The organism is Nocardia sp. NPDC050717 (genome assembly GCF_040654275.1).
Classification (GTDB): Bacteria; Actinomycetota; Actinomycetes; order Mycobacteriales; family Mycobacteriaceae; genus Nocardia.
The window spans coordinates 49,793-76,418 of the sequence record NZ_JBFAHR010000010.1 but is presented as its reverse complement, the minus strand read 5'-3'; the positions used below and the strand labels follow the sequence as shown (position 1 = coordinate 76,418).

Annotated in this window: 22 protein-coding genes; 12 read left to right on the top strand and 10 right to left on the bottom strand. The window is 71.1% G+C overall.

Going from position 1 to position 26,626, the window contains the following annotated elements; translation table 11 throughout:
• Positions 1-1,038, bottom strand: coding sequence for an NrtA/SsuA/CpmA family ABC transporter substrate-binding protein (locus AB0H56_RS20510; protein ID WP_357165442.1), 1,038 nt, complete (start codon positions 1,036-1,038; stop codon positions 1-3).
• Positions 1,039-1,250: 212 nt separating this feature from the next.
• Between AB0H56_RS20510 and AB0H56_RS20505 the strand changes: the two genes are divergently transcribed.
• From AB0H56_RS20505 to AB0H56_RS20495, 3 genes are all read left to right on the top strand, one after another.
• Positions 1,251-2,000 (top strand): IclR family transcriptional regulator, encoded by a 750-nt coding sequence (locus tag AB0H56_RS20505; RefSeq protein ID WP_357165439.1) that lies wholly within the window; start codon positions 1,251-1,253, stop codon positions 1,998-2,000.
• A 99-nt stretch (positions 2,001-2,099) separates the two neighbouring features.
• Positions 2,100-3,533, top strand: coding sequence for an MFS transporter (locus AB0H56_RS20500; protein ID WP_357165436.1), 1,434 nt, complete (start codon positions 2,100-2,102; stop codon positions 3,531-3,533).
• Positions 3,534-3,648: 115 nt separating this feature from the next.
• Positions 3,649-4,434 (top strand): class I SAM-dependent methyltransferase, encoded by a 786-nt coding sequence (locus tag AB0H56_RS20495; protein ID WP_357165433.1) that lies wholly within the window; start codon positions 3,649-3,651, stop codon positions 4,432-4,434.
• Here AB0H56_RS20495 and AB0H56_RS20490 read toward each other — a convergent pair.
• Together AB0H56_RS20490 and AB0H56_RS20485 are read right to left on the bottom strand one after the other, a co-directional pair.
• The gene (locus AB0H56_RS20490) at positions 4,421-5,062 is read right to left on the bottom strand and encodes a response regulator transcription factor (protein WP_357165430.1); all 642 of its coding nucleotides are present in this window, start codon (positions 5,060-5,062) and stop codon (positions 4,421-4,423) included. The genes AB0H56_RS20495 and AB0H56_RS20490 overlap by 14 nt on opposite strands.
• Complete coding sequence (locus tag AB0H56_RS20485) at positions 5,059-6,210, bottom strand: histidine kinase (protein WP_357165427.1); 1,152 nt, start codon at positions 6,208-6,210, stop codon at positions 5,059-5,061. Before AB0H56_RS20485 ends, AB0H56_RS20490 begins: the two co-directional genes overlap by 4 nt.
• A 108-nt stretch (positions 6,211-6,318) precedes the next feature.
• Here AB0H56_RS20485 and AB0H56_RS20480 point away from each other — a divergent pair, with 108 nt between their 5' ends.
• The gene (locus AB0H56_RS20480) at positions 6,319-6,867 is read left to right on the top strand and encodes a hypothetical protein (protein WP_357165424.1); all 549 of its coding nucleotides are present in this window, start codon (positions 6,319-6,321) and stop codon (positions 6,865-6,867) included.
• Positions 6,868-6,922: 55 nt separating this feature from the next.
• On the opposite strand, the gene AB0H56_RS20475 is transcribed toward AB0H56_RS20480, so the two are convergent.
• On the bottom strand, positions 6,923-7,930 hold the full coding sequence (locus AB0H56_RS20475; protein WP_357165421.1) for a hypothetical protein: 1,008 nt from the start codon (positions 7,928-7,930) through the stop codon (positions 6,923-6,925).
• 134 nt (positions 7,931-8,064) lie between these two features.
• Positions 8,065-9,480, bottom strand: coding sequence for an amino acid permease (locus AB0H56_RS20470; protein WP_357165418.1), 1,416 nt, complete (start codon positions 9,478-9,480; stop codon positions 8,065-8,067).
• Between the two features lie 145 nt (positions 9,481-9,625).
• Between AB0H56_RS20470 and AB0H56_RS20465 the strand changes: the two genes are divergently transcribed.
• From AB0H56_RS20465 to AB0H56_RS20455, 3 genes are all read left to right on the top strand, one after another.
• A complete protein-coding gene (locus tag AB0H56_RS20465) occupies positions 9,626-10,618 on the top strand; it encodes an LLM class flavin-dependent oxidoreductase (RefSeq protein ID WP_357165415.1) in 993 nt (330 codons plus the stop codon).
• Positions 10,619-10,698: 80 nt separating this feature from the next.
• Positions 10,699-11,304 carry a pyridoxamine 5'-phosphate oxidase family protein gene (locus AB0H56_RS20460; RefSeq protein ID WP_357165412.1) on the top strand — a complete coding sequence of 202 codons (606 nt, stop codon included), beginning with the start codon at positions 10,699-10,701 and terminating at the stop codon, positions 11,302-11,304.
• Positions 11,305-11,313: 9 nt separating this feature from the next.
• Positions 11,314-12,060 (top strand): M50 family metallopeptidase, encoded by a 747-nt coding sequence (locus AB0H56_RS20455; protein WP_357165409.1) that lies wholly within the window; start codon positions 11,314-11,316, stop codon positions 12,058-12,060.
• On the opposite strand, the gene AB0H56_RS20450 is transcribed toward AB0H56_RS20455, so the two are convergent.
• Both AB0H56_RS20450 and AB0H56_RS20445 read right to left on the bottom strand, forming a co-directional pair.
• On the bottom strand, positions 12,051-12,533 hold the full coding sequence (locus AB0H56_RS20450) for a gluconokinase (RefSeq protein WP_357166012.1): 483 nt from the start codon (positions 12,531-12,533) through the stop codon (positions 12,051-12,053). The two genes, AB0H56_RS20455 and AB0H56_RS20450, sit on opposite strands and share 10 nt — an antisense overlap.
• An 89-nt stretch (positions 12,534-12,622) precedes the next feature.
• Positions 12,623-14,662 carry a CocE/NonD family hydrolase gene (locus tag AB0H56_RS20445; protein WP_357165406.1) on the bottom strand — a complete coding sequence of 680 codons (2,040 nt, stop codon included), beginning with the start codon at positions 14,660-14,662 and terminating at the stop codon, positions 12,623-12,625.
• A 262-nt stretch (positions 14,663-14,924) separates the two neighbouring features.
• Between AB0H56_RS20445 and AB0H56_RS20440 the strand changes: the two genes are divergently transcribed.
• On the top strand, positions 14,925-15,728 hold the full coding sequence (locus AB0H56_RS20440; protein WP_357165403.1) for a VOC family protein: 804 nt from the start codon (positions 14,925-14,927) through the stop codon (positions 15,726-15,728).
• Between the two features lie 47 nt (positions 15,729-15,775).
• Here the strand turns inward: AB0H56_RS20440 and AB0H56_RS20435 are convergent, their stop codons facing one another.
• Both AB0H56_RS20435 and AB0H56_RS20430 read right to left on the bottom strand, forming a co-directional pair.
• On the bottom strand, positions 15,776-17,689 hold the full coding sequence (locus AB0H56_RS20435; protein ID WP_357166009.1) for an alkyl sulfatase dimerization domain-containing protein: 1,914 nt from the start codon (positions 17,687-17,689) through the stop codon (positions 15,776-15,778).
• 215 nt (positions 17,690-17,904) lie between these two features.
• Entirely contained in the window at positions 17,905-19,521 is a 1,617-nt protein-coding gene (locus AB0H56_RS20430) for a helix-turn-helix domain-containing protein (RefSeq protein WP_357165400.1), read from the bottom strand.
• A 129-nt stretch (positions 19,522-19,650) separates the two neighbouring features.
• Here AB0H56_RS20430 and pruA point away from each other — a divergent pair, with 129 nt between their 5' ends.
• From pruA to AB0H56_RS20410, 4 genes are all read left to right on the top strand, one after another.
• Complete coding sequence (pruA, locus tag AB0H56_RS20425; protein WP_357165397.1) at positions 19,651-21,303, top strand: L-glutamate gamma-semialdehyde dehydrogenase; 1,653 nt, start codon at positions 19,651-19,653, stop codon at positions 21,301-21,303.
• Positions 21,303-22,262, top strand: coding sequence for a proline dehydrogenase family protein (locus AB0H56_RS20420; protein ID WP_357165394.1), 960 nt, complete (start codon positions 21,303-21,305; stop codon positions 22,260-22,262). Before pruA ends, AB0H56_RS20420 begins: the two co-directional genes overlap by 1 nt.
• Before the next feature lie 96 nt (positions 22,263-22,358).
• Positions 22,359-23,786 (top strand): amino acid permease, encoded by a 1,428-nt coding sequence (locus AB0H56_RS20415; RefSeq protein ID WP_357165391.1) that lies wholly within the window; start codon positions 22,359-22,361, stop codon positions 23,784-23,786.
• Positions 23,787-23,820: 34 nt separating this feature from the next.
• Positions 23,821-24,432: a TetR family transcriptional regulator gene (locus AB0H56_RS20410; protein WP_357165388.1), complete on the top strand. Its 612-nt coding sequence runs from the start codon at positions 23,821-23,823 to the stop codon at positions 24,430-24,432.
• Here the strand turns inward: AB0H56_RS20410 and AB0H56_RS20405 are convergent.
• On the bottom strand, positions 24,415-26,481 hold the full coding sequence (locus AB0H56_RS20405; protein WP_357165385.1) for an AMP-binding protein: 2,067 nt from the start codon (positions 26,479-26,481) through the stop codon (positions 24,415-24,417). The genes AB0H56_RS20410 and AB0H56_RS20405 overlap by 18 nt on opposite strands.
• Positions 26,482-26,626: the final 145 nt, after the last annotated feature.

The following is a 26,626-nucleotide window of genomic DNA, read 5'->3' as shown; positions in this document are numbered from 1 at the left end:
TCAGTTGTCCTTCAGCGCGGCCAGCTGCTCCGGGCTGAGCGCGGCGCGCAGGTCGTAGAAGATGTCGGCGGCGGTGATCCGGCGGCTGATGACGCCGTTGTCGGCGAAGGTGTTCACGACATCGGCCAGATCGGCGGCATCGGCGTCGACCGGCAGGCGCGGCACGGTCACCTCGGAGCCCACGCGCACCGCGTCGGCGAGCCGATCACCGGTGAGCGCGCGCGGGCCGGTCTTCTCGAAGACGTTCTCGAAGTCGGCGGGCGCGGCCTTCTGCCGCGCTGTCAGTCCCCGCAGCACCTCCAGGTACTTCGCGGCGACATCGGGGCGCTGTTCGAGCACCTCGGTGCGGAACACGACGACGGTGTTGTCGTTGGAGCCGATCGACTTCTCCGTGGCGATCTCGCGGCCGCCCGCGGCCTTGGCCTCCTGGTAGGGCACCAGGAACGACGCCCACGCGTCGACCTTGCCGGTGGCGAAGGCCGAGGCCGCGTCCTTCTGCTGCAGCGGGACCCTGGTCACCTTGTCGGCGGGAATTCCGGCCTGCGCCAGTGCTTTCAGGGTGATGTACTCGCCCTTGCCCGCGGGGTTCACCGCGATCCGTTTGCCGACGAGCCCGGCCACCGAGGTGATCCCGGACTCCGGACTCACGATGATGCCGCTCTGGTCCTGCCCGGCCGGGTCGGCCACGGCGACGATCTTCACGCCGACGTCCTTGGACAGTGCGCCGACCACCGGGCTGAACGCGGCGCCGGAGACGTCGAGTTCGCCGGTGTTGAACAGCTTCAGCATGGAGCTGAAACCCGGTGTGGTGGTGACCCATCGGACCTTGGCCCCCAGTGGCGCCAGTGCGGCGTCGAAGGTGCCGTCGCGCTTGCCGACGGCGAGCGGACCGGAGTTGCCCGGATCGGCGATCTCGAGCACGAAGGACGCCTCGGCGGTGTTCTCGGGTGTGGAACCGGAGCCACACGCCGCGACGAGGGCGACGACGGGGGCGATCGCGAGCGCGATTCGCGTGAAGGCCGGCAGCCTGCGGGACATCGGGGCTCCTGTTCGGGGATCAGCGGGTGATGCCTTGGCAGCGTAGAAGCGGTGATGGCACCGAACGAGGGATGTCATTCCGCAGATTGGAAAGCTTGACAGGCGTCGACCCTGCGCTTTATGGCGTGTTTCCGGGGCTACAACGCCCACGCTTTCCGAATAGCGGAATGACCGACGAGGTCGGGGCGAACCGCTGTGTTACCGTCGGGTTCGTGGAGACCACCAGCGTGCAGACCGTGACGCGAGCCCTGTCGGTCCTCGACTGCTTCCGCGGCGGTGAGGAGCGGGGCGTCTCGGAGGTCGCGCGGGCGCAGGGACTCGCCGTGAGCACCACCCATCGCCTGCTCGGCGCGCTCGTCCAGGCGGGGTTCCTGGAGAAGGACGCCGCGTCGAGCCGCTACCGAATGGGCGGCGCCCTCGCCGAATACGGCCAGATCGCCTATCGCCAGCACAAGATCTATCTCGCCGAGCCCGCGCTCGAGCAGCTCGCGGCGACCACCGGCGCCACCGGCTCGGTGGCGACCCGGCACGGCATCCACGCCGTCTTGCTCGGCACCAGCCGCTGGCGCGAGACCGACGGCCACGAACTGCAGGGCGTGCGGCTGCCGCTGCACGCCAGTGCGCTGGGCAAGGCGCTGCTCGCCTGGTCCGAGGTGAGCGACGACGAATTGCGCTCGCTCCCTTACGAAGAGGGCACCGAACGATCGGTGTCGAGCGCCGAGGAACTGCGGGCCGAACTCGTCGCCACGCGCGCACGCGGCTACGCGTTCAACGACCGCGAACTGGATCCCGGCTTCCGCACCATCGGCCTGCCCATCCTCGATCCGCGGGGGCACTGCCGCTTCGCCCTCGGCCTGCGCGGACCGGTGACGCTGATGATCGACGAGCGGGTGCCGTTCTTCGTCGAACTGGCGAAGGTGACCGCGGCCGAGATCGCCGCGACCTTCGCCGCCGCGGAGTGAGCGGGCCCCGATCCCGTCACACCTCCCCCGTTCCGCCCCCGACGCCGGTCACCGACCGTTAGCGTCGCAATCATTAGCTGAGGTAAGGGAAGGAGTGGGATGGCGATCGATACCGCGCGCTCGACCGTCGGACTGCGCTCCGAGCGCGGGGCGATCCTCGGATCGCTGATGATGGCGACGAGTCTGGTGGCGCTGGACTCCACGATCATCGCGACCGGTGTCCTCACCATCACCGCCGATCTCGGTGGGTTCGCGCTGTTCCCGTGGTTGTTCTCGGTCTATCTGCTCACCCAGGCCGTGACCGTGCCGATCTACGGGAAGGTGGCCGACACCGTCGGCCGCAAACCGGTGATCCTGTTCGGGATCGCGGTGTTCGCGCTCGGCTCGCTGCTGTGCGGGCTGGCGACGAACATGGTGGCGCTCATCGTGTTCCGGGCGCTCCAGGGCATCGGCGCCGGTGCGGTGCAGCCGATGACGATGGTGATCGCGAGCGACATCTACACCCTGCCGGAGCGGGCGAAGGTGCAGGGCTACCTCGCCGGGGTGTGGGCGGGCTCGGCCGTGCTTGGACCGTTGCTCGGCGGGGCGTTCGCGGATTTCGCGAGCTGGCGCTGGATCTTCCTCGTCAATCTGCCGCTGGCGGGTCTCGCCGGGTTCATGTTGTCGCGCAAGTTCGTCGAGACCGCGCCCCGGGGTCCGCGACAGCAGGTCGACTATCTCGGGGCAGCGCTGCTCACCCTGGGCGCCGGCGCGGTGATTCTCGCGCTGCTCGAGGGCGGGCAGAGCTGGGCGTGGGGATCACCGGTGAGCATCGGGCTCTTCACGGGCAGTGCGCTCGTGCTGGTGGCGTTCGGATTCGTCGAGCGCGGGGCGGCGAATCCGATTCTGCCGCTGTGGATCTTCACCCGGCGGGTGGTGGTGGCGGCCAGCGCCGTGTCGCTGCTGATCGGCGCGGTCGTGCTCGGCCTCACCTCCTATGTGCCGACGTTCGCGCAGGGGGTGCTCGGTACCAGCGCCACGATCGCCGGGCTCACCGTCGGCGCGCTCACGATCGGCTGGCCGATCACCGCCTCACAGGCGGGCACACTGTATCTGCGGATCGGTTTCCGCGGCACCGCGCTGATCGGCGGCGCGATCGCGCTGCTCGGGTGCGCCGCCCTGGTGCCGATCGGCGCGGAATCGAGCCCGTGGCAGATCGCCGGCACCTGTTTCGTGATCGGCGCCGGCATGGGTCTGCTCGCCAACCCGACCCTGATCGCCGCCCAGACGAGCGCGGCCTGGGCCGAGCGCGGCGTGGTCACCTCGGCGACGATGTTCGCCCGCTCCCTCGGCAGCGCGGTCGGCGTGGCGGTATTCGGCGCGATCGTCAACTCCCGGGTCGACGCCGTCGACCGGCCCGACCCGACCGAACTGGCCAACGCCGTCCACCTGGTGTTCGTCACCCTGCTGGCCATGGCCGTCCTGCTGTTCGTGGCGGCGGCGACGATGCCGGGTGGCCGTGTATCGGCCCTCCCGTCCCGCACCGCCGGCTGACACGGAAACACCTGCCCGCCAACTGCTCTCAGCGCGGCGCAAGCGTGACGATCCCGGACCGCGCGCACCGCAGGCAGCGGCCGGGCGGCCCGCCGCGAGCCGGTATCGTCGGGGGATGCGGGGTGACGGGGATGCGGCGGCGCGAGATCGCTGGGCGCGACGGGCCAGGTCGTTCGGTACACAGGCGGCGATCTACGCCGAGCACCGGCCGGACTACGCGGCCGCGGCCATCCGATGGGCACTCGAACCGGTCGGGGCGATCGAGGCTCCCGCCGTGCTCGATCTCGGGGCGGGCACCGGCAAGCTGACCGACGGACTGCTCGCGGTCGGCGCCGAGCCGGTGGCCGTGGAACCCGATGCGTCGATGCGCGCCGAATTCGTCCGCCGACACCCCGCGGTGACGATGCTGGCCGGCACGGCGGAAGAGATTCCGCTGCCGGATGATTCGGTCGACGCCGTGGTCGCGGGACAGGCGTTCCACTGGTTCGAGCAGGCGCGGGCGTTTCCCGAGATCGCGCGAGTGCTGCGACCCGGTGGGGTGTTCGCGGCCTTCTGGAACATCGAGGACGGCACAGTCGAGTGGGTGGCGGGCTTGCAGCGGGTGGCGCGCTCGCCGGCATCGATGCCGGCGCCGCCCGCGGACGAGCCACTGCCCGGCCACCCGCTGTTCGTTCCCTTCGAGAAGGCCGTCTTCGCGCATGCGCAACGACGCACCGCGGATTCGCTGGTCGAGACCATCGGGACGCACTCGCACACCGTGGTGATTCCCGCCGACCAGCGGGCCGCGCTGCTCGGCCGGATCGGTGACTACCTGCGCGGGCGGCCGGAGACCGCCACCGGCGAGTTCGACTACCCGCTGCACACCGAGGTGATCCGCGCGGTGGGGGTCAGGGTGGGGTGAGGCCGGCTCGGGTCGCGAGCACCGCGGCCTGTACCCGGGATTGCACGCCCAGTTTGGTCAGTACCCGGGAGACATGGGTTTTGACCGTCGCTTCGCCGATACGCAGGCGGGTCCCGATCTGGTGGTTGGACAGCCCGGCGCCCACGCCGGCGAGCACCTCGCGCTCGCGTTCGGTGAGCGCGGACAGATCGGGGGATTCCGTGGTGGCGGGGCCGGGGAGGGCGGCGATCACCGCGCGCGTCACCTTCGGGTCGAGCACCGCGTCGCCCTCGGCCACCGCGAGCACCGCGCGGACCAGATCGTCCCCGCCGACGGACTTCAGCAGGAAACCGCTGGCACCCGCCGCCAGCGCGCCCAGGACGTAGTCATCGATGGCGAAGGTGGTGAGCACCAGCACCTTCGCGGTCGTCTCGGCGATCACGGCCGCGGTGGCCTCGAGACCGTCGACCCGGGGCATGCGGACGTCCATCAGGACCACGTCGGGCTGCAGCGCGCGGGCCTGCCGCACCGCCGCGAGCCCGTCGGCCGCCTCCCCGATCACGCTGACCTGGCCGGAGGACTCGAGCAGCATGGTGATGCCTGCCCGGATCGTGGCGTGGTCGTCGGCCACCACGACGGTCACCGTCATCGCTCCCCCAGCGGAATCCTGGCCGCCACCCGCCAGCGGCCGTCCGCGCGGCCAGCGGTGAGGGTGCCGTCCACCGATTCGGCGCGAAACATCATGTTGCGCACTCCGTTTCCCTCTCCTTCCGGGATGCCCGAGGTGATCGGATTCGTCGCCGTGACCACCACCCGGTCGCCGTCTCGGCGGACATCGATGTCCAGGGGCGCGCCCGGCGCATGCTTGGTGGCGTTGGCGATGGTCTCGCCGAGGATACGGGTGATGACGGCCTCGACCGCGGTCGGCAGCGGCAGGTCGGCGTCGCGGCGCAGTGTCACCGCGCCGCCCGCCGCGTGCGCCGCGTCGATCAGCCCGTCGAGCGAGGACAACCGGGCCGTGACGGCGGTGTCGTCGGGTGAGGTGAGCAGGTCGATCGTCGCGCGCATCTCGTCGAGGGCGGCCAGGCTGCCCGAGCGGATCGAGGCCAGCACCGCGAGATTGCCCGGGTCCTTCTGCGCCACCTCCGCGAGGATCGCGACGGCGGACAGGTGCCCGGCGACCGTGTCGTGCAGGTCCCTGGCCAGTCTGCGCCGTTCCTCGCCGAGGGCGGCCGAACGCTCGGCGTCGCGGGCGGCGAGATCGGCCCTGGCCGCGCGGCGTTCGACGTCGACGGCGCGGTGGGAGGCGCGGACCGCGCGAGCGTAGCCGAGCGGTGACCAGGTGAGCGCGATCCCGATCAGGCCCACGTACAGGCCCGCGCGCACGCCGACGAGCGTCAGCGCCCCCAGCGCGCCGAGCACCGGCACCAGCAGCGCGAACCAGCTGACCAGCGTGCCCAACCGGTCCGAGCCGATGCTGACGGCCAGGAAGATCACATCGGTCAGCGCGATCCACAGCGGCAACGACGGGCTGAACCCGAAATCGAGCGCCAGCAGCGCGATCATCAGGACGAAGGCGAGCCCCGGCCGAAACTGCGCGCTGATCTGGATCGCGAACGCCGCGCACAGAAGCGCGAGCTTCAGCGCCGCCGGATAGACGTCGCGGTCGGCGACGATCGCCCAGCCGCCCGCGGCCCACAGCAGCAGGCCCACCAGGAAGACGCCGACCGCGGCCGCGGTCGAGCTGTCGACGACGACCGCGAGCCTGCTCGGGGACAGGCGGGACGGCAGCGGCATACCTCATTCCAGCACACCCGCCGCGCCCGCCGGGTCCCCCGAAGGACGGACGGCGTGGGGTCCCCCAGCGGGACGACCGCACCGCGGTGTGCCACGCACAGTGGAGGAATGGAGGAACTGAACAACCCCGTACTGCTGACGATCGCCGCGTGCGAGGTCGGTTTCTGGGTGCTGGTGGTGGGCGGGTTGCTGCTGCGCTATGTCGCGCGGCTGCGGCGGGCGGGCATGGTGGCCCTCGCGCTGGTCCCGGTGCTGGACGTGGTCCTGGTGGTCGCGGTGGCCATCGACCTGCACCGGGGCGGCGAGGTGAGTTTCGCGCACCGGCTGGCCGGGATCTACCTGGGCTGCACGGTGATGTTCGGGCACCGGATGATCCAGTGGCTCGACGAACGCTTCGCCTACCGGTTCGCGGGCGGTCCGGCACCGGTCCGCGTCCCGAAGTACGGGCCGGAACGCACCCGCAAGGAGTGGGCCGACTTCCTGCGCTGGCTGGGCGCGGCAGGCATCGCGGGCGCGCTCACCCTCGTGCTGAGCTACACCGTGGCCGACGCCGAGCAGCGCGAACAGCTCACGGGCGTGTTCGGCACGCTCGGGGTGATCACCGTGATCTGGTTGCTCACCGGGCCCGTGTGGGTCACGGGCTCGCGGCGGACCTGACCCGCCCGCGACCTCGAGGTGATCGCCGATCGGTCACCTCGAGGTTCGGCGGCGGTCAGCTCGCGCGTTCGGCCACACCCCGCACCACGTCGACCGCCTCGCCCGGCGCGAACTCCACGACCCGGCGCACCCGGGAGTTGGCGACCGGCGCGAGATCGACGACGATCGGCGCCCCCGCGCCCGCCTGCGTGATCGCGGTGATCCGATCCTGCAGAAAACCGCCGTCGGGGACCGCGACGCGGATCACGTCGCCCACCGTCAGCGCCTCCGCGCGCACCGGACCGCCCGGTAGCTCCGCGGGGTCGAAGACACCGCAGCGGGTGGGCCCGGTGGTCGCGCCGAGGCCGCGTTCGGCGATGGTCCACCACACGGACGCCGGGGGCGCGTCCGCGCCGACGCGGGCGTGCCAGGCCAGTACCCGGTCGCGTTCGCTCTCGGCGGCGGCCCTGGTCTCGTGCAGCGAGACCTGGCGGCGGATCGGCGCGTTGCGCGATCGCGTGGTGCCCGCCGCGCCGTCGACGACCAGGATCCAGCGGGCGCCCACCGCGTCGTCGCGGCGGGCCGCCACCCGCTTCGCCAGGGCGAGTCCCGGGGTGGCGCCGAGCCGCTCGGCCGCCTCCTCGATGCTCTCGACCAGGCCGAGCGCGCGCAGCAGCTCGGCGGCCGACAGCTCGGAGGTGCCCAGTTCCTGGGCGAGCGCCGTCATCGGCGTGCGGCGCCGCCAGCCGATCCGGGCGCAGTGCTCGTGCCGGGTGAACCACAATCCGCTGCGGGAGCGCCGATGGTGCTCGACCACCACCGCCCACCAGTCCCATTCCGGTTCGGCGACCAGACGACGCCGGATCCAGTGTTCGCGCTCGGCGGTCGGCACCCGTTCCTCCGGTGGCACGAAGTTGCGGAGGGCGGCGCGCACCGCGGATTCGGTGCGCCCCACCGTGCGCGCGGTGCGCGCCAGGTCGGCCCCGGCGCGCAGGTCGTCGGCCAGTACCCGGTATTCCGATTCGCGCCAGGTGGTGCCATGCCTGCTCGGTGGCTGCAGCTCGCCACGGTCGTCGTCACTCATCCCCGTGCCCCCGTTCTCGCACCGCCCGGCCACACTCGCCGCCGGGCTCGTTGTGTGACCCTTCGACAATACCGGTGGGGTATGACAGAAAACGCTTCTCTGCCAGCGGCTTTCCAGCAAACGGGGGCGCCCGGTCAGGCGGTGTGCGACACCCCGCGGCGGCCGAAGGCGTAGTAGCCGGCGCAGACCAGCGCCGCCCACACCGCGCCGACGACGAGCGCGGTCCGGCCGCCCTCGGTCCACAGCAACAGCACCACGACCAGGCCGAGGAAACCCAGTGCCGCCCAGGTGGTCACGGGCGCGCCGGGCAGCCGGTAGTCGCTGGCGGGCAGCTCACCCGCCCTGACCTTGGCCCGGTACTTGATGTGGCACACCAGGATCACGCTCCACACCACGATGATGCCGACCGTGCTCACCGAGGTGATGTAGGCGAAGGCCTTGTCCGGCGAGAGCACGTTGACCACGACACCGATCACCATGGCCCCCGCCGACGCGCAGATGCCGGTGAACGGCACCGACTGCTTGCTCAGCGCCGCGAACTTCGCGGGCGCCTCGTCGCGCAGGGCGAGGCTGCGCAGCATCCGCCCGGTGGAGTAGATGCCGGAGTTGCACGAGGACAACGCGGCGGTGAGCAGCACGAAGTTGATGATGCCCGCGGCCGCCGGGATACCGATCTGCTCGAACACCTCCACGAAGGGGCTGCGGCCCGCGTGGAAGCTGCGCCAGCTCGCCACCGACATGATCACCACCAGCGCGCCGACGTAGAACAGGCCGATCCGGAACGGCAGGGTGTTGATCGCCTTGCGCAGCGTCGTCTTCGGGTCACGCGCCTCGCCCGCCGTCACGCCGACCAGTTCCACACCGACATAGGCGAACACGACGATCTGCAAGACCAGCAGCGTCTGGCCGAAGCCGTGCGGGAACACCCCGCCGTCGGCCCACAGGTTGGTCACCGTCGGATCGGCGGCGTGCCCGAAGCCGAACACCAGCACGCCGATGCCGATCATGATCATCGCCAGGATCGCGGTCACCTTGATCGCCGAGAACCAGAACTCGCCCTCACCGAAGATCCGCACCGAGATCAGGTTGGCCGCGAACAGCACGGCCAGGACCACCAGCGCGGTCACCCACTCCGGGATGTCGAACCAGTACTTCACGTATTTGCCCGCGACGGTGATCTCGGCCATGCAGGTGGACACCCACACCGCCCAATACGACCAGCCGGTCGCGAATCCGGCGAAACGGCCGAGGAATTCGTGCGCGTACTCCGCGAAACTGCCCGACACCGGCCGATAGGTGAGCAGCTCGCCCAGCGCGCGCATGATCACGAAGATCGCCAGACCGGCGGCCAGGTACGCCAGGATCAGCGACGGTCCCGCCTGCTCGATCGCCGCGCCTGCGCCGTAGAACAGGCCGGTGCCGATCGCGCCACCGATGGCGATCATCTGGATGGTGCGCGGGCTCAGCCCGCGCGCGTACCCCTCCGAGTCGGCCGCCGGGGTGGGCGCCGAGACGGCTTCGGTGGTGAGGCCGGGGCCGTCAGCTGACATGGATGGTGTCCTTCCTACGCATCGATCAGTGCTGCACGCTACCGCCTGGCTACCGTGGCCCCGGTCACCACCACCGCCACCCGGAAATACCGGCAGCTCGGCGCGGGTTGGCCTGCTGTGGGGATGTCCACTGTCGAGGAGGCTCATGAGCACGGTCACGCTGTCGGTTCTGGATCTCGCGCCGGTCCAGGCGGACGCGACCGCGGGCGAGGCGCTGCACGCCACGACCCGCCTGGCCCAGCACGCCGAGGAACTGGGCTTTCGCCGCTTCTGGGTCGCCGAACACCACAACATGCCCGGCATCGCCAGTGCCGCGCCCGCCGTGGTGCTGGCCCACCTGGCCGCCGCCACCTCCCGGATCCGGGTCGGCTCGGGTGGGGTGATGCTGCCGAACCATCCGCCGCTGGTGGTCGCCGAACAGTTCGGCACCCTCGAATCACTGCATCCCGGCCGCATCGACCTCGGCATCGGCCGTGCGCCCGGCACCGATCCGGTGACCGCGCGAGCGCTGCGCCGCAACGCCGACGGGCTCGGCGGCGAGGAGTTCCCCCGCGAGCTCACCGCTCTCCTCGGCTTCTTCCGCGGGTCGGACCCGCACGGAATCGTCGCCAGCCCCGGCCGCGACGCCGAACCGCAGGTGTGGCTGCTGGGCTCCAGTGGCTACAGCGCGCAGGTCGCGGCGGTCCTCGGACTGCCCTTCGCCTTCGCGCACCACATCGCCCCGGACAACACCGCGGCCGCGCTGGCGCTCTACCGGGACAACTTCCGGCCCTCCGAGACGCTGAGCGAGCCGTACACGATCGTCGCGGCGTCGGCGATCTGCGCCGACACCGACGAGGCCGCCGACCGGCTGGCCGCGCCCCGGGATCTCGCCTTCGCCCAGTTACGCTCGGGCAGGCCCCAGGCGCTGGCCACTCCCGAGCAGGCAGCGGCCTTCCCCGGCAGCGAGGCCGAGCGCCGCTTCGCCGCGCAGCGCAAGGCCGGGCAGTTGCAGGGCTCGCCCGAGACGGTGCGCGCGCAGGCCACGCGGTTGCTCGCCGACATCGCCCCCGACGAACTGATGCTCAACACGCTCGTCTACGACCTCGACGCCCGCATCCGCTCACTCGAACTGACCCGCAAGGCGATCAACGGCTGAGGCGGCTCGGGCGCGCGACAGCGCGCCGATACGATGGGACACGGGAAAACCCGCCGCCCGGCGGGAGTGGGGAGTGCGTGATGGGCAGGGTGTTCGACCGGATCGACGACAAGCTGCGGGCCTTCCTCGCCGAGCAGCCGATGTTCTTCGTCGGCACCGCGCCGTCGGTGGGCGGCCATGTCAACGTCTCCCCCAAGGGATATCGCGACACCTTCGCCGTGCTCGACGACCACACCGTTGCCTACCTCGACCTGTTCGGCAGCGGCGTGGAGACGATCGCGCACCTGCGCGACAACGGCCGCATCACCGTGATGTTCTGCTCGTTCACCCGGCCCGCCCGCATCGTGCGCCTGTTCGGCACCGGCCGGGTGGTGCGTCCCGACTCGGCCGAATTCGCCGCGCTGCGTGACCGTTTCGGTACCGAGCATCCCGGAATCCGCGCGGTGGTGTCGATTTCGGTGGACCGGATCGCCGACTCCTGCGGCTGGTCGGTGCCCGCCCTCGAGTTCGTCGAGGAACGCGCCATCCTGGACGAGGCGCACGCCCGCCGCACCGACGCCGACTTCGCCCGCCGGATCGCGGGCGACAACTCCGCCAGCATCGACGGCCTGCCCGCCCTCGAACCCGATCATCCGCTGCCCTCGCAGGTTTCGCGCGAGCGCACGCCCGACGCCGTGGACAGCTAAAGTGCGGCGGTGAACACCGGATCCGCCAGCTCGTTGCTCGACCGTCTCCTCGCCACCCAGCCCGCGCCCGCCTGGTGGCTGGTGCTCGTCACCGCCGCGGCGGCGGTGATCCTGGTCGGGTACCGCCCGCTGTGGCGGCTCACCAGGGCGGCGGTGACCGTGGTCCACGAGGGCGGGCACGCGCTGGTCGCCCTGCTCACCGGGCGCAGGCTGCACGCGATCACGCTGCACACCGACACCTCCGGGCTGACCGTGTCCAGCGGCAAGCCCACCGGACTCGGCATGATCCTCACCGCCGCGGCCGGCTACCCCGCGCCCGCGGCGCTCGGCCTCGGCTACGCGGCCCTGCTCGGCACGGGCCGGGTGACGCTCATGCTCTGGGCGACGCTGCTCATGCTGGCCGCGGTCCTGGTCAAGGTCCGCAATGTCTACGGCCTGCTCACCGTCGCCGTGCTCGGCGCGCTGGTGTTCGGGGTCTCGTGGTTCGGCACCGATCAGCTGCAGGCCGCGTTCGCGTATCTGGCCGCCTGGTTCCTGCTGGCTGCGGCGGTGCGGCCGGTGATCGAGCTGCAGCGCAGCAGGCGCCGTCAGCCGGGCCGCACCGATTCCGACGCCGATCAGCTCGCGCGGCTCACTCATCTGCCCGCACTGCTGTGGGTGCTGTTCTTCACCGTGCTGTGCCTGGCCGCGCTGGTCGTCGGCGGTGGCCTGCTGCTGGCGCCGGTCGAACAGCTGCACCCGCTGCTTCAGCGGTGATCGGCGCGCCAGGCCTCGATCGCCTCGGTCACCAGGATGTTCGGCGGCGCCAGGGCGTTGAGGCTCACGCCCGGCTCGTCCGGTTCCAGCGGTTCGAGGGTGGCGAGCTGGGAGTCGAGCAGGATCGTGGGCATGAAGTGGCCGAGCCTGCCGGTCATGCGGCGCAGCAGTTCTTCCCTGGTCGCGGCCAGGTGCACGAAGTACGTGTCCGGGGCGCCGGCGCGGAGGCGGTCGCGGTAGGCACGGCGCAGGGCCGAGCACGACGCGACCCCACCGGAGTCCTGGTGCTCGCCGAGCCACGTCGCGACGGTGTCGAGCCAGGGCCACCGGTCCTCGTCGGTGAGCGGGATCCCCGCCGCCATCTTCTCGATGTTCTCGACCGGATGGAAGTCGTCGCCCTCGGCGTAGGGCACCTCCAGCCGCTGCGCGGTGAGCGCGCCGACCGTCGTCTTCCCACACCCGGACACGCCCATCACCACGATGACGGGTTGAACCACGGCGACCTCCTCCAGGCGAACGGCTCACCCCACCGTACGGCGCCCGCGACCGCGCATCGCGCCGATCAGGGAATCGGCCGGTCCGTCGGCAGGTTCACGAAGCTCGGCGCGGCCGGGTCCAGCCGCACGTGCTGGGGCGCCAGCTCGGTCGCGTTGAGCATCGGCCGGAACGGCAGCGCCTTGGGCGCGTTGCCCGCGTAGACGTCGATCCGCAGCCGATGCCCCGGCGCCAGCACCGCCTGGGTCGGGATCACCGCCACGTCCAGGTCGGTCGGCGCGCCCGGTTCCACCGGGAGCAGGCGGTCGACGGTGAGCGGGTTGAACGGGGCGGTGAGGTCGCCGTTGACCGAGCGGGCGCTGCGCCGCTCGTCGATGGCACGCATCGACGAGGTCAGCTGGCCGGTGGTGAGCACCGTCGAGGTGCCGTCCGGGGCGACATCGTTGACGGTGACGTTCCAGAAGCCGTCGGCCGCGTCGTGCACGGTGTTGAGCCGCACGTTGATCGGGCCGGAGATCACCGTCTGCTCGGTGATCGGCGCGCTGGTGAAGGTGAGCGCGTTGCGCTCGGCGATCCGGGAGTCCTTGGCGCAGATGTCGAGCGCCGCGGTCATGCCCGCCGAGCCCTGCGCCGCGTCCCGCGAGCAGATCGTGCTCAGACCCGGTGCGACGGTGAGGTTGTCGACCGCGGTGGGGCCGGTGGCGCTCAGCGATCCGTCGTGGCGGCTGTCCTCGGTGCTGCCGCTCGGGGACGCCGAGAGGTAGACCCGCCGGTGCGTCACCCCGGGCATCGGGAACTCGGGCAGGGTCACCCAGCTGCCGCCCTGCTGCTTCACGGTCACCGGCCCGAACGCCTCGATGCCGCTGTCGATGTCCTTGAGCCACTTGTCGAACCAGGCGCGCTGCAGCACGTCCAGGCGCGGCGGGGCGCCCGGAACACCGGTTCCCGCACCGGGATTCGCGTGATAGGTGTCGCCGACGACGAGCTGTTTGCGACCGGCGGGCAGCGGGATCTGCTCGTACAGTTTGGTGGCGCTGTTGGCGAAGATGTCGTGCCAGCCGCCGTAGACGAAGGTGGGCACGTTCACCCGGTCGGGGTGGCCCATGATCGCCTCGCGGAAGGCGGAGGTGTCGTCGAGGGCGCCGTCGAGCGCCGAGGGCATCTCGTCCAGGGACGGGGTGAGCAGCGACTGGGCGAGCAGATCGAAATTGGTGGTCGGATCGGCGAGCCGGTCGTGGAACCAGGTCCAGTCGAAACTGCCGTCGGCCATCGAGGCGACGTCGGGGACGAGCTTGAGCTGGTTCACCGAGTTCAGCCACAGCGGCAGGAAGGTGGTCCCGACACCGCCGCCGGGCGCGACCACGTCCCGCATCAGATCGCTGCCCGGCTCCACCGGGAAGATCGCCTGCAGCGGGGCCGGGGCGTTCTCCGCGGCGCGCAGCTGGTTGATGCCCGAGTAGGAGCCCCCGCTCATCCCGATCCGCCCGTTCGACCACGGCTGGCGCGCGGCCCACTCGATCACCTCGCGGGTGTCGAGCTGTTCCCTGGCGCCCAGGGTGTCCCATTTGCCCTGCGACAGACCGGTTCCGCGCACATCGGCCACGACGACGGTGTAACCACCGGCGATGAGCTTGCGGTCGACACCGAGCATGGTCTGGATCATGCCGCCGTCGAGGGCCTGCATCAGATCGCCGAACCCGCTGATCGGCGTGGTCGACAGATTGAGCCTGCGCACGATGTCGACGGCGGTGGCCTGCAGACCGGGGACGGCCGCGGCCGACTCGATCAGGCCCGTCATCAGTTTCGAGTAGGGCGTGAGGCTGACGATCGTCGGCAGCGGCCGCGTCTCGATCACGCCGGCGGCGTCGGCGGGCCGGTAGATGTCGGCCTTGAGAACGACGCCGTCGCTCATGGCGATCTCGACACCGCGTTCCACCCGGACCTCCGGGTAGGCGCCTGGTGTGTCGTGCTGCGCGGTCCAGCGCGCCGCGGGCGTCTCCGGCGGTTGTCCGGCCGCCGGACCGCCGCCGCACCCGAGCACGACTATCAGCGCGAGCATCGTCACCGCCATCCGGACGAACCCGCGTTCCGAACCTCTACCCGCCATTGTGTCGCTCCCCGACCGGTTCGTCTTCTGCACAGTTGACCTAGCACCGCAGGAACAGCGCCGAAACTGTAGCAGTGCTCACGACCACGGGCGGGCAGCCTCGGCCCGCTCGGACTGTCGCAGTGACTACGCGTTGTTCCAGTTCAGCGGCCTGCCGGTCGCGCGCGAACGCACGCGCGGTGTCGGTGGCTGGTGGTTGACTGAGCGCATGCCGGAGCGGTTCCGGCCGGTTTCCATTCCATCGCCGAGGAGGACGTTCGACATGCCGACACGTGACGAAGCCTGGCCGCAGGGCACGCCCTGCTGGATCGACTGTCAGGTCGACGACACCGCAGCCGCCCGCGATTTCTACAGCGCCCTGTTCGGCTGGACCGTCGAGGACGGCCCCGCCGACGCGGGCGGGTACCTGATGGCGACCCTCGAGGGCCGGCCGGCGGCGGGCATCGGCCCCAAACCCGACAACATGCGGATGATGCCGTCGACCTGGACCACCTATTTCGCCGCCGAGCGCGCCGACGAGATCGCGGAGAAGGTGAGCAAGGCGGGCGGCCAGGTGTTCATGCCACCGTTCGACGTGCTCGATGTCGGGCGCATGTTCATCGGCGCCGACCCGACCGGCGGGGTGTTCGGTGTGTGGGAAGCCAAGGCGCACACCGGCGCCGGGATCTTCAACCAGCCGGGCGCCTACTGCTGGAACGAGCTGCACACCGGCGGCTACGAGCAGGCGCACGACTTCTACCACGCCGTGTTCGGCTGGACCTACACCGAGATCGGCGACGGCGAGAGCTTCACCTACTCCACCTTCAAGCTGCCGGGGGGCGGCGAGGAGGTCGGCGGCATGATGGACGCCTCGGCCCTGAGCACGCCGACCTACTGGCTCACCTGGATCCAGGTCGACGACACCGACGGCGCGCTGGCCAAGGCCACCGACCTCGGCGCGTCGGTGATCATGGGCCCCGACGACAGCCCGTTCGGCCGCATGGGCATTCTGCAGGCGCCGCAGGGCGAGGTCTTCGGCATCATCGATCCGGCCAAGGCCGTGGGCGAGGTGCCGACCGGGTCCTGATCCGCGTGGCGGCGCGCGCCGGGGCGGGACTCCGGCGCGTGGGACGCCTACGGCGTGACGATGGCGAAGTCCGGGTTCGGCTTGTCGATCAGGGCGGGCAGCTTCGCGAGCGCGGTGGCGTCGCCCTCGATGACGATGGCGCCGTCGGCCACCTCCTTCTTCAGGTCGCCGCGGCCCATCAGGGCCCGGATCAGCACCGCGCGGGTGAGGGTGAGCGTCGCGTCGGGCGCGGGCAGCTGGTCGCCGGGGAACCGGTCGTGGTGCACGAGCACGCCGTTGCGCAGTTCCACGCGGTGCACCCGGTCGCGTTCGTCGCTGATCCGCCAGTCCGTGCTCATCCGGACGTCCCAGGCCTTGGGCCCGTCCAGGCGCAGCGCCATCGCGTCGAACACCTGCTCCACGCTCAGCGCCGCCGCCAGGGCCGCGGAGTTCGCCGTGGTCGGCGTCCCGAACGAGCCGTGGCGCAGCTCGTGCGCGCCGCTGAGGTAGAAATTGCGCCAGGTGGCGTTCTCCGCGCCGTAGGCCAGCTGCTCGAAAGCGCTGGCCTGCAAGGCTTTCGCCGTCTCGTTGGCCGGGTCGTCGAAGATCACGTAGTTCACCAGCTGCACGACCCACCGGTAGTCGGCGGCGTCGTAGGCCCGCTGCGCCTGCTGCAGCGCGGCCGCGGCGCCACCCATCGCGGCGACGTGGCGGCGGGCGTTCTCGACCGGCGGGTGCTCCCACAGGTGCGCCGGATTCCCGTCGAACCAGCCCATGTACCGCTGGTAGACGGCTTTGACGTTGTGACTGACCGACCCGTAGTAGCCGCGGGTCGACCACGACCGCGTGAGGGCGGGCGGCATGGTGATCATCTCGGCGATCTCCGCGCCGACGTAGCCCTGGTTCAGCAGCCGCAGGGTCTGGTCGTGCAGGTAGGCGTACATGTCGCGCTGGAGCCCGAGGAACTCGACGATCCGTTCGGTGCCCCAGATCGGCCAGTGATGGGAGGAGAACACCAGATCCGAGGCGCGGCCGTAGCGATTGATCGACTCGGTGAGGTATTTCGCCCACACGTGCGGATCGCGGACGAGCGCGCCGCGCAGGGTGACGATGTTGTGCATGGTGTGGGTGGCGTTCTCGGCCATGCACAGGATGCGGCGGTCGGGGAAGTAGAAGTTCATCTCCGAGGGTGCCTCGGTGCCGGGGGTGAGCTGGAAGACCATGCGCACCCCGTCGACGATCTCCTCCTGATCGGTGCGGGTGATGTGCAGGGTCGGCGGGACGAGGCTGACCGTTCCGGTCGAGGTGGTCTGCCCGAGTCCGGCGCTGACCTGCCCCTTGGGACCGCGGGGCAGGGCGGCGCCGTACATGTAGGCGGAGCGGCGGGCCATCGCCGTGCCGGTGTAGACGTTCTCCGCGACGGCGTGCTCGAGGAACCCGGACGGCGCGATCACCGGGCAGCGCCCGGCGGCCACGTCCTGCGGGGTGATCACGCCGTAGCTGCCGCCGAAGTGGTCGACGTGGGAATGCGAGTAGATCAGGCCCGTCACCGGCCGGTCGCCGCGATGCTTGCGGTACAGGGCGAGTCCGGCCGCCGCGGTTTCCGCCGAGATCAGCGGGTCGATGACGATCACGCCCGTCCGGCCCTCGATCAGCGTCATGTTCGACAGGTCGAGACCGCGGATCTGATAGAAGCCGGGCGCGATCTCGTAGAGTCCCTGCTTCACCGCGAGCTGGGCCTGCCGCCACAGGCTCGGATTCACCGACTGCGGACACGACCCGGCAAGAAAGTCGTAGGACTCGGTGTCCCACACCACCTTTCCCGACGCGTCGGTGACGGTGCCCGGTTCCAGGGAGGCGATCCAGCCGCGATCGGCGTCGGCGAAGTCGGCGGTGTCGCCGAAGGGCAACGTGTCGGCAAGCGCGCGCTGGGCCTCGACGACGGCCTCGGTCGGGTCGGTCTGCGTCGCCGAGGGCGCGATGCCCGCCGCCTCGTCGGCGCAGCCGGTGGCGGTCAGGCCGACGGCGACCGCGGCCGCGGCACCCGCCCCGACACCGAGCAGTCCTCGTCGCGACACCGCGAACCGGTCCCCGTGCGCACCATCCACCACTGCCCAACCTCATTCAGACGATCCTGTGCCGCCGTCGCCGGCGGTGCGACCCGCGCCGCTATTGCAGAATAACTGCAATAGCGTGGTTATGTCCGGGCAATCGGCACAACGGCCAACTGGATCTCGAGCAGCAGCCGGTCGTCGGGGTCGGCCAGGTCGAGCCCGAGCACGGCTTCGGCGCGGCGCAGCCGGTAGCGCAGCGTGTTCGGATGCACGCGCAAGGCCGTCGCGGCCGCGCTCACCTCGCCGTGCGCCCGCAGATAGGCGCGCACCGAGGTACGCAGTGCGGCCGCGTGCTCCCGGTCGTAGGCATCGAGGGCGGCGAGGCGGGGATCGTGCAGGTCCGGGCGATCGCGGATCAGCCCGACGATCTCGGCGAGCAGCACGGCTGTGCGCGCCTCGGCCAGGGTGCTGACGCGGTCGCCGCCGGTGGCCGGGCTGTCCAGGACGCGATCGACCTCGGCGCGGGCCCCGGCGACCGCGGTCAGTCCCGCCACCGGGGCGGCGACGGCGGCGCGCACGACCAGACCGCGCGTCTGCTCCAACTGGGCCACCAGGCGCCGCACCCACGAACCGACGGCGCGCTGGGAGTGGTAGGCGGGCAACAGGACATAGACCCGGTCCCCGATCGCCTCGGTCACCGAGTCCTCGCGAAAAGCGCTGGCGTGCAGGCGGATCAGTCCGCTCGACGCCGCCAGGTCGGCGACCGGGCCGAGCGCGGCGATGCCGATCACGGCCGCGGGCCCCGCGCTGGGCAGGTGCAGCGCGGCGGCCACCGACGGCACGTCGACACCCTCGCCGTGCGCGCCGAACAGCCGGCGCACCAGCAGCGCCTCCGTCGACGGCGCGTCCAGGCCGCGGGCGATGATCCGCGCGGCCACCGCTGAGGCGCCGCGCAGGACCTCGGCGGCGTCGGGCCGCAACGGCCGGTCGCCCTGCTGCAGCCAGATGGTGCCGAGCATCCGGGCCGGTGTCCCCCGCCGGATGCCGACGACGAGCCTGCGGCGGATGTCGAGTTCGGGATGTTCGGGCACGTCGACGACCTCGTCGCCACCGCGGACCCGGTCGAACACGCCCCAGTCGCGCAGGATCCGCAGATAGTCGGCGGGGCCCTCGCGCCCCAGGATGGAGCGGATGCGCAACTGGTCGGCGGAGGCGTCGGAAGCCGAGTAGGCCAGCACGTGTGACTGCGGATCTTCGATGGAGACCATGCCGCCGGTTTCCCTGGCGACGACCTGGGCCAGCCCGAACAGGTCGGTGTCGGGCGCGAGCAGGTCGGGTTCGTCGTCGCCGGCGCGCGCACCGGCGACCCGGCTCAGCATCCGCCGCACCAGCCCGAACACCTGGTCCCAGCGTGCCTGCCGGTGCACGTGGACCAGCGCGATGCCCGCGGCGGCCGCCGCGGCGCGGAGCTCGGGAGAGTCGTTGGCGCTCTTGGTCATCAGCACGCGAGGGCGGTGCCCGGGTTCCCTGGCGGCGACCGCCCGGAGCCAGGCCGCGGTGGCCACGGCGTCGACACCGACGAGCAGGTACACGTGCGGCAGCCGAGCGGAGGTCTCCAGCTGTTCGGGGAGATCGGCGGGTTCGGCCAGCGCGACCGATCGCACCGTGATCGTCTCCCCCGCCGGTGCGGCGACCAGGGTCGCGACGGTGTGATCGAGCGCGGCGAGCAGTTCGCCGAGCGTGGTGACCGCCTCCGGCATGTCCCGAACCTCCTTCATCCGATCGGACAAGCAATCCGTTGGTTCTTCGTCCGATCAGATGATTATGACCGCCGCGCATCGGTGTTGACTACGTCACATCCCGCCCCCTCAGACGCAGGAGCCGCCGTCATGGACGCCATCGCGACCACCCCGCCGCCGGTCAACGAACCGGTCGGCACCTTCGCGCCGGGAACCCCCGAGCGCGCCGCACTGCGCACCGCCCTCGCCGACCTGTCGGCGGCACCGACCGAGATCCACCACGTGATCGGCGGCCGCCACCTGCGCGGCGACGGTCCCGGCTTCGACGTGGTGCAACCGCACCGCCACGCCGCCGTCCTCGGCACCCTGCACGACGCGAGCACCGCCGAGGCCGCGGCCGCGGTCGAGGCGGCCACCGCCGCCGCGCCGGCCTGGCGGGCCATGTCCTTCGACGACCGCGCGGCGATCTTCCTGCGCGCCGCCGACCTGCTCGCCGGACCGTGGCGGGCGACACTGGCCGCGGCGACCATGCTCGGGCAGTCCAAGACCGCCTACCAGGCCGAGATCGACGCACCGTGCGAGCTGGTCGATTTCTGGCGGTTCAACGTCGCCTTCGCCCGCCAGATCCTGGCCGAGCAGCCGCTCTCCGCGCCCGGGGTGTGGAACCGGACGCAGTACCGGTCGCTCGAGGGCTTCGTCTACGCGGTGACCCCGTTCAACTTCACCGCGATCGCGGGCAACCTGCCCACCGCGCCCGCGCTGATGGGCAACACGGTGGTGTGGAAACCGGCCAGGACCCAGGCCGTCGCGGCGTATCTGACGATGCGGCTGCTCGAGGCCGCCGGCTTGCCGCCCGGGGTGATCAACCTCGTGCACGGACCAGGCCCGGAGATCTCCGACGTGGTGCTGGGCGATCCGCGCTTGGCCGGTGTGCATTTCACCGGCTCCACCGCCACCTTCCAGCACCTGTGGCGCGAGGTCGCGCGGCGCCTGGACACCTACCGCGGCTACCCCCGGCTGGTCGGCGAGACCGGTGGCAAGGATTTCGTGCTCGCGCATCCCTCGGCCGACCCGGCGGTGCTCACCACCGCGCTGCTGCGCGGCGCGTTCGACTACCAGGGCCAGAAGTGCTCGGCGGCCTCGCGGGCGTTCATCCCGCGCTCGGTGTGGGCGCGGATGTCGGAGGACCTGATCGGCAAGACCGCCGAGTTGCGCTACGGCGACGTCACCGATTTCACCCACTTCGGTGGGGCGCTGATCGATCGGCGCGCCTTCGAGCGCAACACCGCCGCGCTGGAACGGGCCAAGGCCACCCCGGGGCTGACCGTGGTCGCCGGCGGGCACGGCGACGACAGCGTCGGCTGGTTCGTCGAACCGACCATCGTCGTCGGCGACGATCCCGCCGACGAGGTCTTCCGCACCGAGTACTTCGGCCCGATCCTCGCGGTCCACGTCTACGACGACAGCAACCCCACCGGCTTCGACGACGCCATGGACCTGGTCGACCGGGGCAGCGCCTACGGCCTCACCGGCTCGATCATCGCCGAGGACCGGACCGCGATCACCGCGGCGATCGAGCGGCTCACCTTCGCGGCGGGCAACTTCTACATCAACGACAAACCCTCCGGCGCGGTCGTCGGTCAGCAGCCCTTCGGCGGTGCCCGCGCCTCGGGCACCAACGACAAGGCAGGCTCGGCACTGAACCTGCTGCGCTGGACCTCCGCCCGGACCATCAAGGAGACCTTCACCCCGCCGACCGATCATCGCTATCCCCATCAGGCGCCCGAGACGGAGGTCCGGTGATGGCTGCCCTGCTGCGTTCGCCCTTGCTCGCCGCCGCCCGCTCGCCGCGGCTCGAGCGCGCGATCACCGGCCTGCCCGTCAGCCGGTCGGTGGTGGCGCGGTTCGTCGCGGGGACCAGCACCGCCGACGCGGTGCGCGCGGCCGAGACCCTGCTGCGCTCCGGACGTTTCGTGAGCATCGACTACCTCGGCGAGGACACCACCGACCTCGCCGCGGCCGAGGCGACCGTCGCGCAGTACCTCGACCTGATCGCCGCGCTGGGCGGCCTCCCCCACGCCGAGGTGGCCCCCGGCGCCGTACGGCCGCTGGAGGTTTCGGTGAAACTGTCCGCCCTCGGGCAGGCGCTCCCGCGCGAGGGGCACGCGGTCGCCCGCGAGCACGCCCGCCGGATCTGCGCCGCCGCCGAGGCCGCGGGCATCTGGGTCACCGTCGACGCCGAGGACCACACCACCACCGACTCGACCCTCGCGATCGTGCGGGACCTGCGGGCCGACTATCCGTGGCTGGGCACCGTGCTCCAGGCCTACCTGCGCCGCACCGAGGACGACTGCCGCGCGCTGGCAGGCCCGGGATCGCGAATCCGGTTGTGCAAGGGCGCCTACGACGAGCCCGCCGCGGTCGCCTTCCGTGACCGCGCGGAGGTCGACGCCTCGTATCTGCGCTGCCTGGCGATCCTGACCGCCGGGTCCGGGTATCCGATGATCGCCTCGCACGATCCGGCGGTGATCGCGGCGGCGGGCGTGGCCGTGGTGTCGGCGCAGCGCAAGACCGAGGAGTACGAGTACCAGATGCTCTACGGCATCCGGGCCGACGAACAGCAGCGACTCGCCGACGCGGGAAACCATGTCCGCGTGTATGTCCCCTACGGTGATCAGTGGTACGGGTATTTCATGCGCAGGCTGGCCGAACGGCCCGCCAACCTCGGGTTCTTCCTGCGCGCACTCGCCGGTGGGCGCTGAACAATATTCACTCTCGGTGCCCGCGGTCGTGTGATGGCGGTGTACTCAGGTGCGTGCATCGCGCAGCGGCGGTGCGTGCCGACGGAAGGAACGCGAATGTCATTCGCAGAGTTGCGCGCCCAGATGCTGCGCCGCAAACCGCTCGTCGAGGTGGAGGACGAGATTCCGAGCGATGAGCGGCTCGCCAAATCGCTCGGCCTGTGGCAGCTCACCGCCATCGGCGTCGGTGGCATCATCGGCGCGGGCATCTTCACCCTCGCCGGGTCGGTCGCCCATTCGGTGACCGGTCCCGCGGTGCTGCTGTCGTTCCTCATCGCCGGTGTCGCCAGCGCTGCGGCGGCGCTGTGCTACGCCGAATTCGCGGGCATGGTCCCGAAAGCGGGCTCGGCCTACACCTACGGCTACGTCTCGCTCGGCGAGCTGGCGGGCTGGTTCATCGGCTGGGACCTGCTGCTCGAGTACATCGCGGTGGCCGCGGTGGTCGCGATCGGTGTGTCCGGGTACTTCGGCTTCCTGCTCGATCAGGTCGGCCTGACGCTGCCGGAGTGGATGCTCGGCGCGCCCGACACCGGCGACGGGCGGGTGGTCGACCTGTTCGCCGTGCTGTTCTGCCTGGGCACGGCGTGGATCCTCTCGCGTGGCATCGGCAGCGTCGGCCGGTTCGAGACGGTCGCGGTCGGCATCAAGGTCGCGCTGGTGGTGCTCATCGTGGCGCTCGGGGTCTTCCACATCGACAGCGCCAACTACGACCCGTACTTCCCGTTCGGCGCCGGAGCGGTGTGGACGGGCGCGGCGACGGTGTTCTTCGCGGTCTTCGGCTACGACGCGATGTCCACCGCGGCCGAGGAATCCGTCGACGGGCGCAAGCATCTGCCCAAAGCGATCATCTACTCGCTCGCGATCGCGATGGTGCTGTACGTGCTGGCCACGCTGGTGCTCACCGGCATGCAGAAATACACCGAGATCAGTCCGACCAGCGGCTTCTCCACCGCGTTCGAGGCGGTCGGGATGCCGGGCGTCGCCAACATCATCGCGATCGGCGCGATCGTCGGCATCATCACGGTGGTGCTGACGTTCATGCTCGGCGTCACCCGTGTCTGGTTCGCGATGAGCCGCGACGGGCTGCTGCCCGCGTGGTTCGCCAAGACCCATCCGACCCGCAAGGTGCCGACCAGGGTCACCTGGATCGTGGGCATCGGCGCGGCGATCCTGGCCGGTGTGCTGCCCATCAACACCGTCGCCGAGCTCACCAACATCGGCATCCTGATGGCGTTCATCGTGGTCTGTGTCGCGGTGATCGTGCTGCGCCGCACCAGGCCCGACGCGCCGCGCTCGTTCCGCCTGCCGCTGATGCCGGTGATCCCACTGATCGGCATCGGCTTCTCCGCCTACCTCATCTACTCGCTGCCGTGGCAGACCTGGCTACGGTTCCTGGCCTGGCTGGTGGTGGGCCTGATCGTCTACTTCGGTTACTCGCGCACCCATTCGGTGATGAACCGGACGGCGCCCCAGCCCAGCGAGTAGGCCGGTCCCCGCGCGACTGTGCTGTGATGGGGCGATGAGCGCAGGGCACGGGATCGAGGCGGCAGACGAGCAGCAGGCGCGTCCGCCGCGTCGGCGCCGCGATCCGGAGAAGACCAGGGAAGCCATCATCGACGGGCTGCTGGCCGCGATCGCCGACGGTGACTTCGCGCCCACCGCCCGCACGATCGCCACGCGGGCCGGTGCCTCCGAACGCAGTGTCTTCGTGCACTTCCCGGACCGCGAGGCCCTGCTGATCGCCGCCGTCGAGCGGCAGTCCGAGATGGTCGAGGCGTGTCTGGTCGAGCCGGATCCCGGGCTGCCGCTGGCCGAGCGGATCACACTCGCGGCGCGCCAGAGCCGGGCGATCTTCGACCTGCAGCGCACGCCGCGGCTGCCCGGTCTGCAGGAGTCCCGCACCGTCGCCGCCATCGACGCGCGGATGCGCCGCACCGACGACCGCATCCGCGCGACCCTGGCCGCGCTGTTCGCCCCCGAACTGGCCGGCGACGACGAACTGCTCGACCTGGTCGACGCCGCCCTGGCCTGGCCGGCGCGCCACCACCTGCAGGATCGGCGCGGTCACTCCGGCGAGGCGGCGACGGCGGCGATCGAGCGGGCCCTGCGGCTGCTACTCGCTCAGCGCTGACTCCGAGGGCACCAGTACGCGTTTGAGGATCTTGCCGGTCTCGCCGCGCGGCAGCGCGCTGAGGAAGGTGACATCGCGCGGGACGGAGAAGCGGCTGAGCCGGTTGCGGATGTAGGTGCGCACCATGTCCGAATCCAGGCCCGCCCCTTCGCGTTTCACCACGAAGGCGGCCAGCCGCTGCCCGAATTCGCGATCGGGGACGCCGACGACGGCCACCTCGGAGATCTGCGGCAGATGAGCCAGGGCCTCCTCCACCGGTCGCGGGAAGACGTTCTCGCCGCCGGAGATGATCATCTCGTCGTCGCGGCCCGCCACGAACAGCCTGCCCGCCGCGTCCAGATAGCCGAGATCGCCCGTGTCGAGCATGCCGTCGGCCTCCTCCGGCGGCGCCGCGTTGACGTAGCCGTCGAAGAGCATGTGATTGGCGACGAAGATGTGCCCGGTGACGCCGACCGGCACCGGGCGCAGGTCGGGGCCGAGCACGGCCACCCTGGTCCCCAGCGGCGGACGGCCCGCGGTGGTCGGTGAGACGCGCAGGTCGGCGGGTGTGGCGACGCTGGCCCAGGACACCTCGGTGGAGCCGTACACGTTGTAGAGCACGTCGCCGAAGGAGTCGAGGAAGCGCAGCACGGTGGCGCCTGCCAGCGGCGCGCCACAGCTGATCACCTGGCGCAGACTGGACAGGTCGATGCCCGCGCGCACCGCCTCGGGCACATCGAGCAGGCGCTCGACCATGGTGGGCACCACGATCAGGGTGGTGATCCGGTGCGTGGCGACGGCGCGCAGACAATCGAGCGCGTCGAAACCGTCGCTGAGCACGACGGTGGCGCGCAGCGCGGTGCTCAACTGCAGCCCCGCCAGCCCCCAGGTGTGGAACAGCGGCGCCGGGATGAGCATCACCTCCTCCACCCGCATCGGGATCCGCGACAGCAGCGCGGCGATGGTGCCGAAGCCCTTGGCGTGCGGACGGCGCGCGCCCTTCGGCGACCCGCTCGTGCCGGAGGTCAGCACGATCAACCGGCCTGGATGCGCGGGAACGGGGAAATCGGCGCCCGCGCAGGCGATCATGTCCGCGATGGTGGTGCGCTCGGGATCGGGCGGCTCGGCGTCGGTGGTGATGCGGGGCACCGCGCTGTGCAGGTAGCGGATCAGGGTCTCCAGCCGCCCGTCGACATAGACCGCGCTGAGCCGGTGGCGCTGCACGATCTCCTCGATGCGCCGCCCGGACAGTCCGGCGTTGAGCAGGGCCACGTCGACCCCGAGTTTGCCCGCCGCGACCATGGTTTCGACCATGCCCGCGTGGTTGCGCGCCAGCAGGCCGATGGCATCGCCCGCGCGCAGGCCCTGCGCGTACATCGCCGCGGCCAGCGCGGTGGAGTCGGCGTCGATCTCGGCGAAGGTGCGGGTGCCGTGCGGATCGATCAGCGCGAGCCGGTCCGGGGCGTGCGCGGCGCCCGCGGCGTATCCCCCGGCCAGGTTGAATCCCCATTTCGTCAGCGAGCGCAGCTGGCGCACCATCGAGCGCGGTTCGGCGCGCACCAGGCCGGTCGCGGCGATGCTGCGCACCACCCCGGCGTTGCGGCGCAGCGGTGAGCGCTCGGCGTTGATCACCACCGAGGACCGGGTGCCCGCGATGACGTCGGCGGTGCGGCGCAGACCGGCCTTGACCCAGTCGGTGACCGCGGAGTTGCCGCACTCGGCGAGGGCGGGGTGCACGGTGGCGGCGGCGAACAGGGTGATGTCGAGGCGGGTGCGCCGCTCGTCACCGCGCAGCCGGACCGCCACGAAACTACCCAGCGCCGAACAACGCAGTTCGAAACTCTCGTACCAGCGCCCGATCTCCAGGATCAGATCGTGGCACTCGATCCCGGCGGCGGCCGACCCGACCCGCACCTGCCACAGGACCGACCCGTCGGGTCCCTCCACCTGCTCGCAACTGCCGATACCGGTGAACATCCGTGGATAGCTCTGCGGATCCAGCAGCACATTCCACAGGGCTTGCCGCGCGATGGTGAAATCCGCGGTGACATCGATGACGTCGGTGACCAAACTCCGTGCTCTTCCCGTCGACCTGTTCGACCAGCTCGGTCGGGCTCGTCACGCTACCTTTCCGTGCCGCTCCACGACCAAGAATCGGACAAAACCGGTGGTTTGGGACGGGTTCGACCGGAATTTGGTTCGTGCGCCATACCTC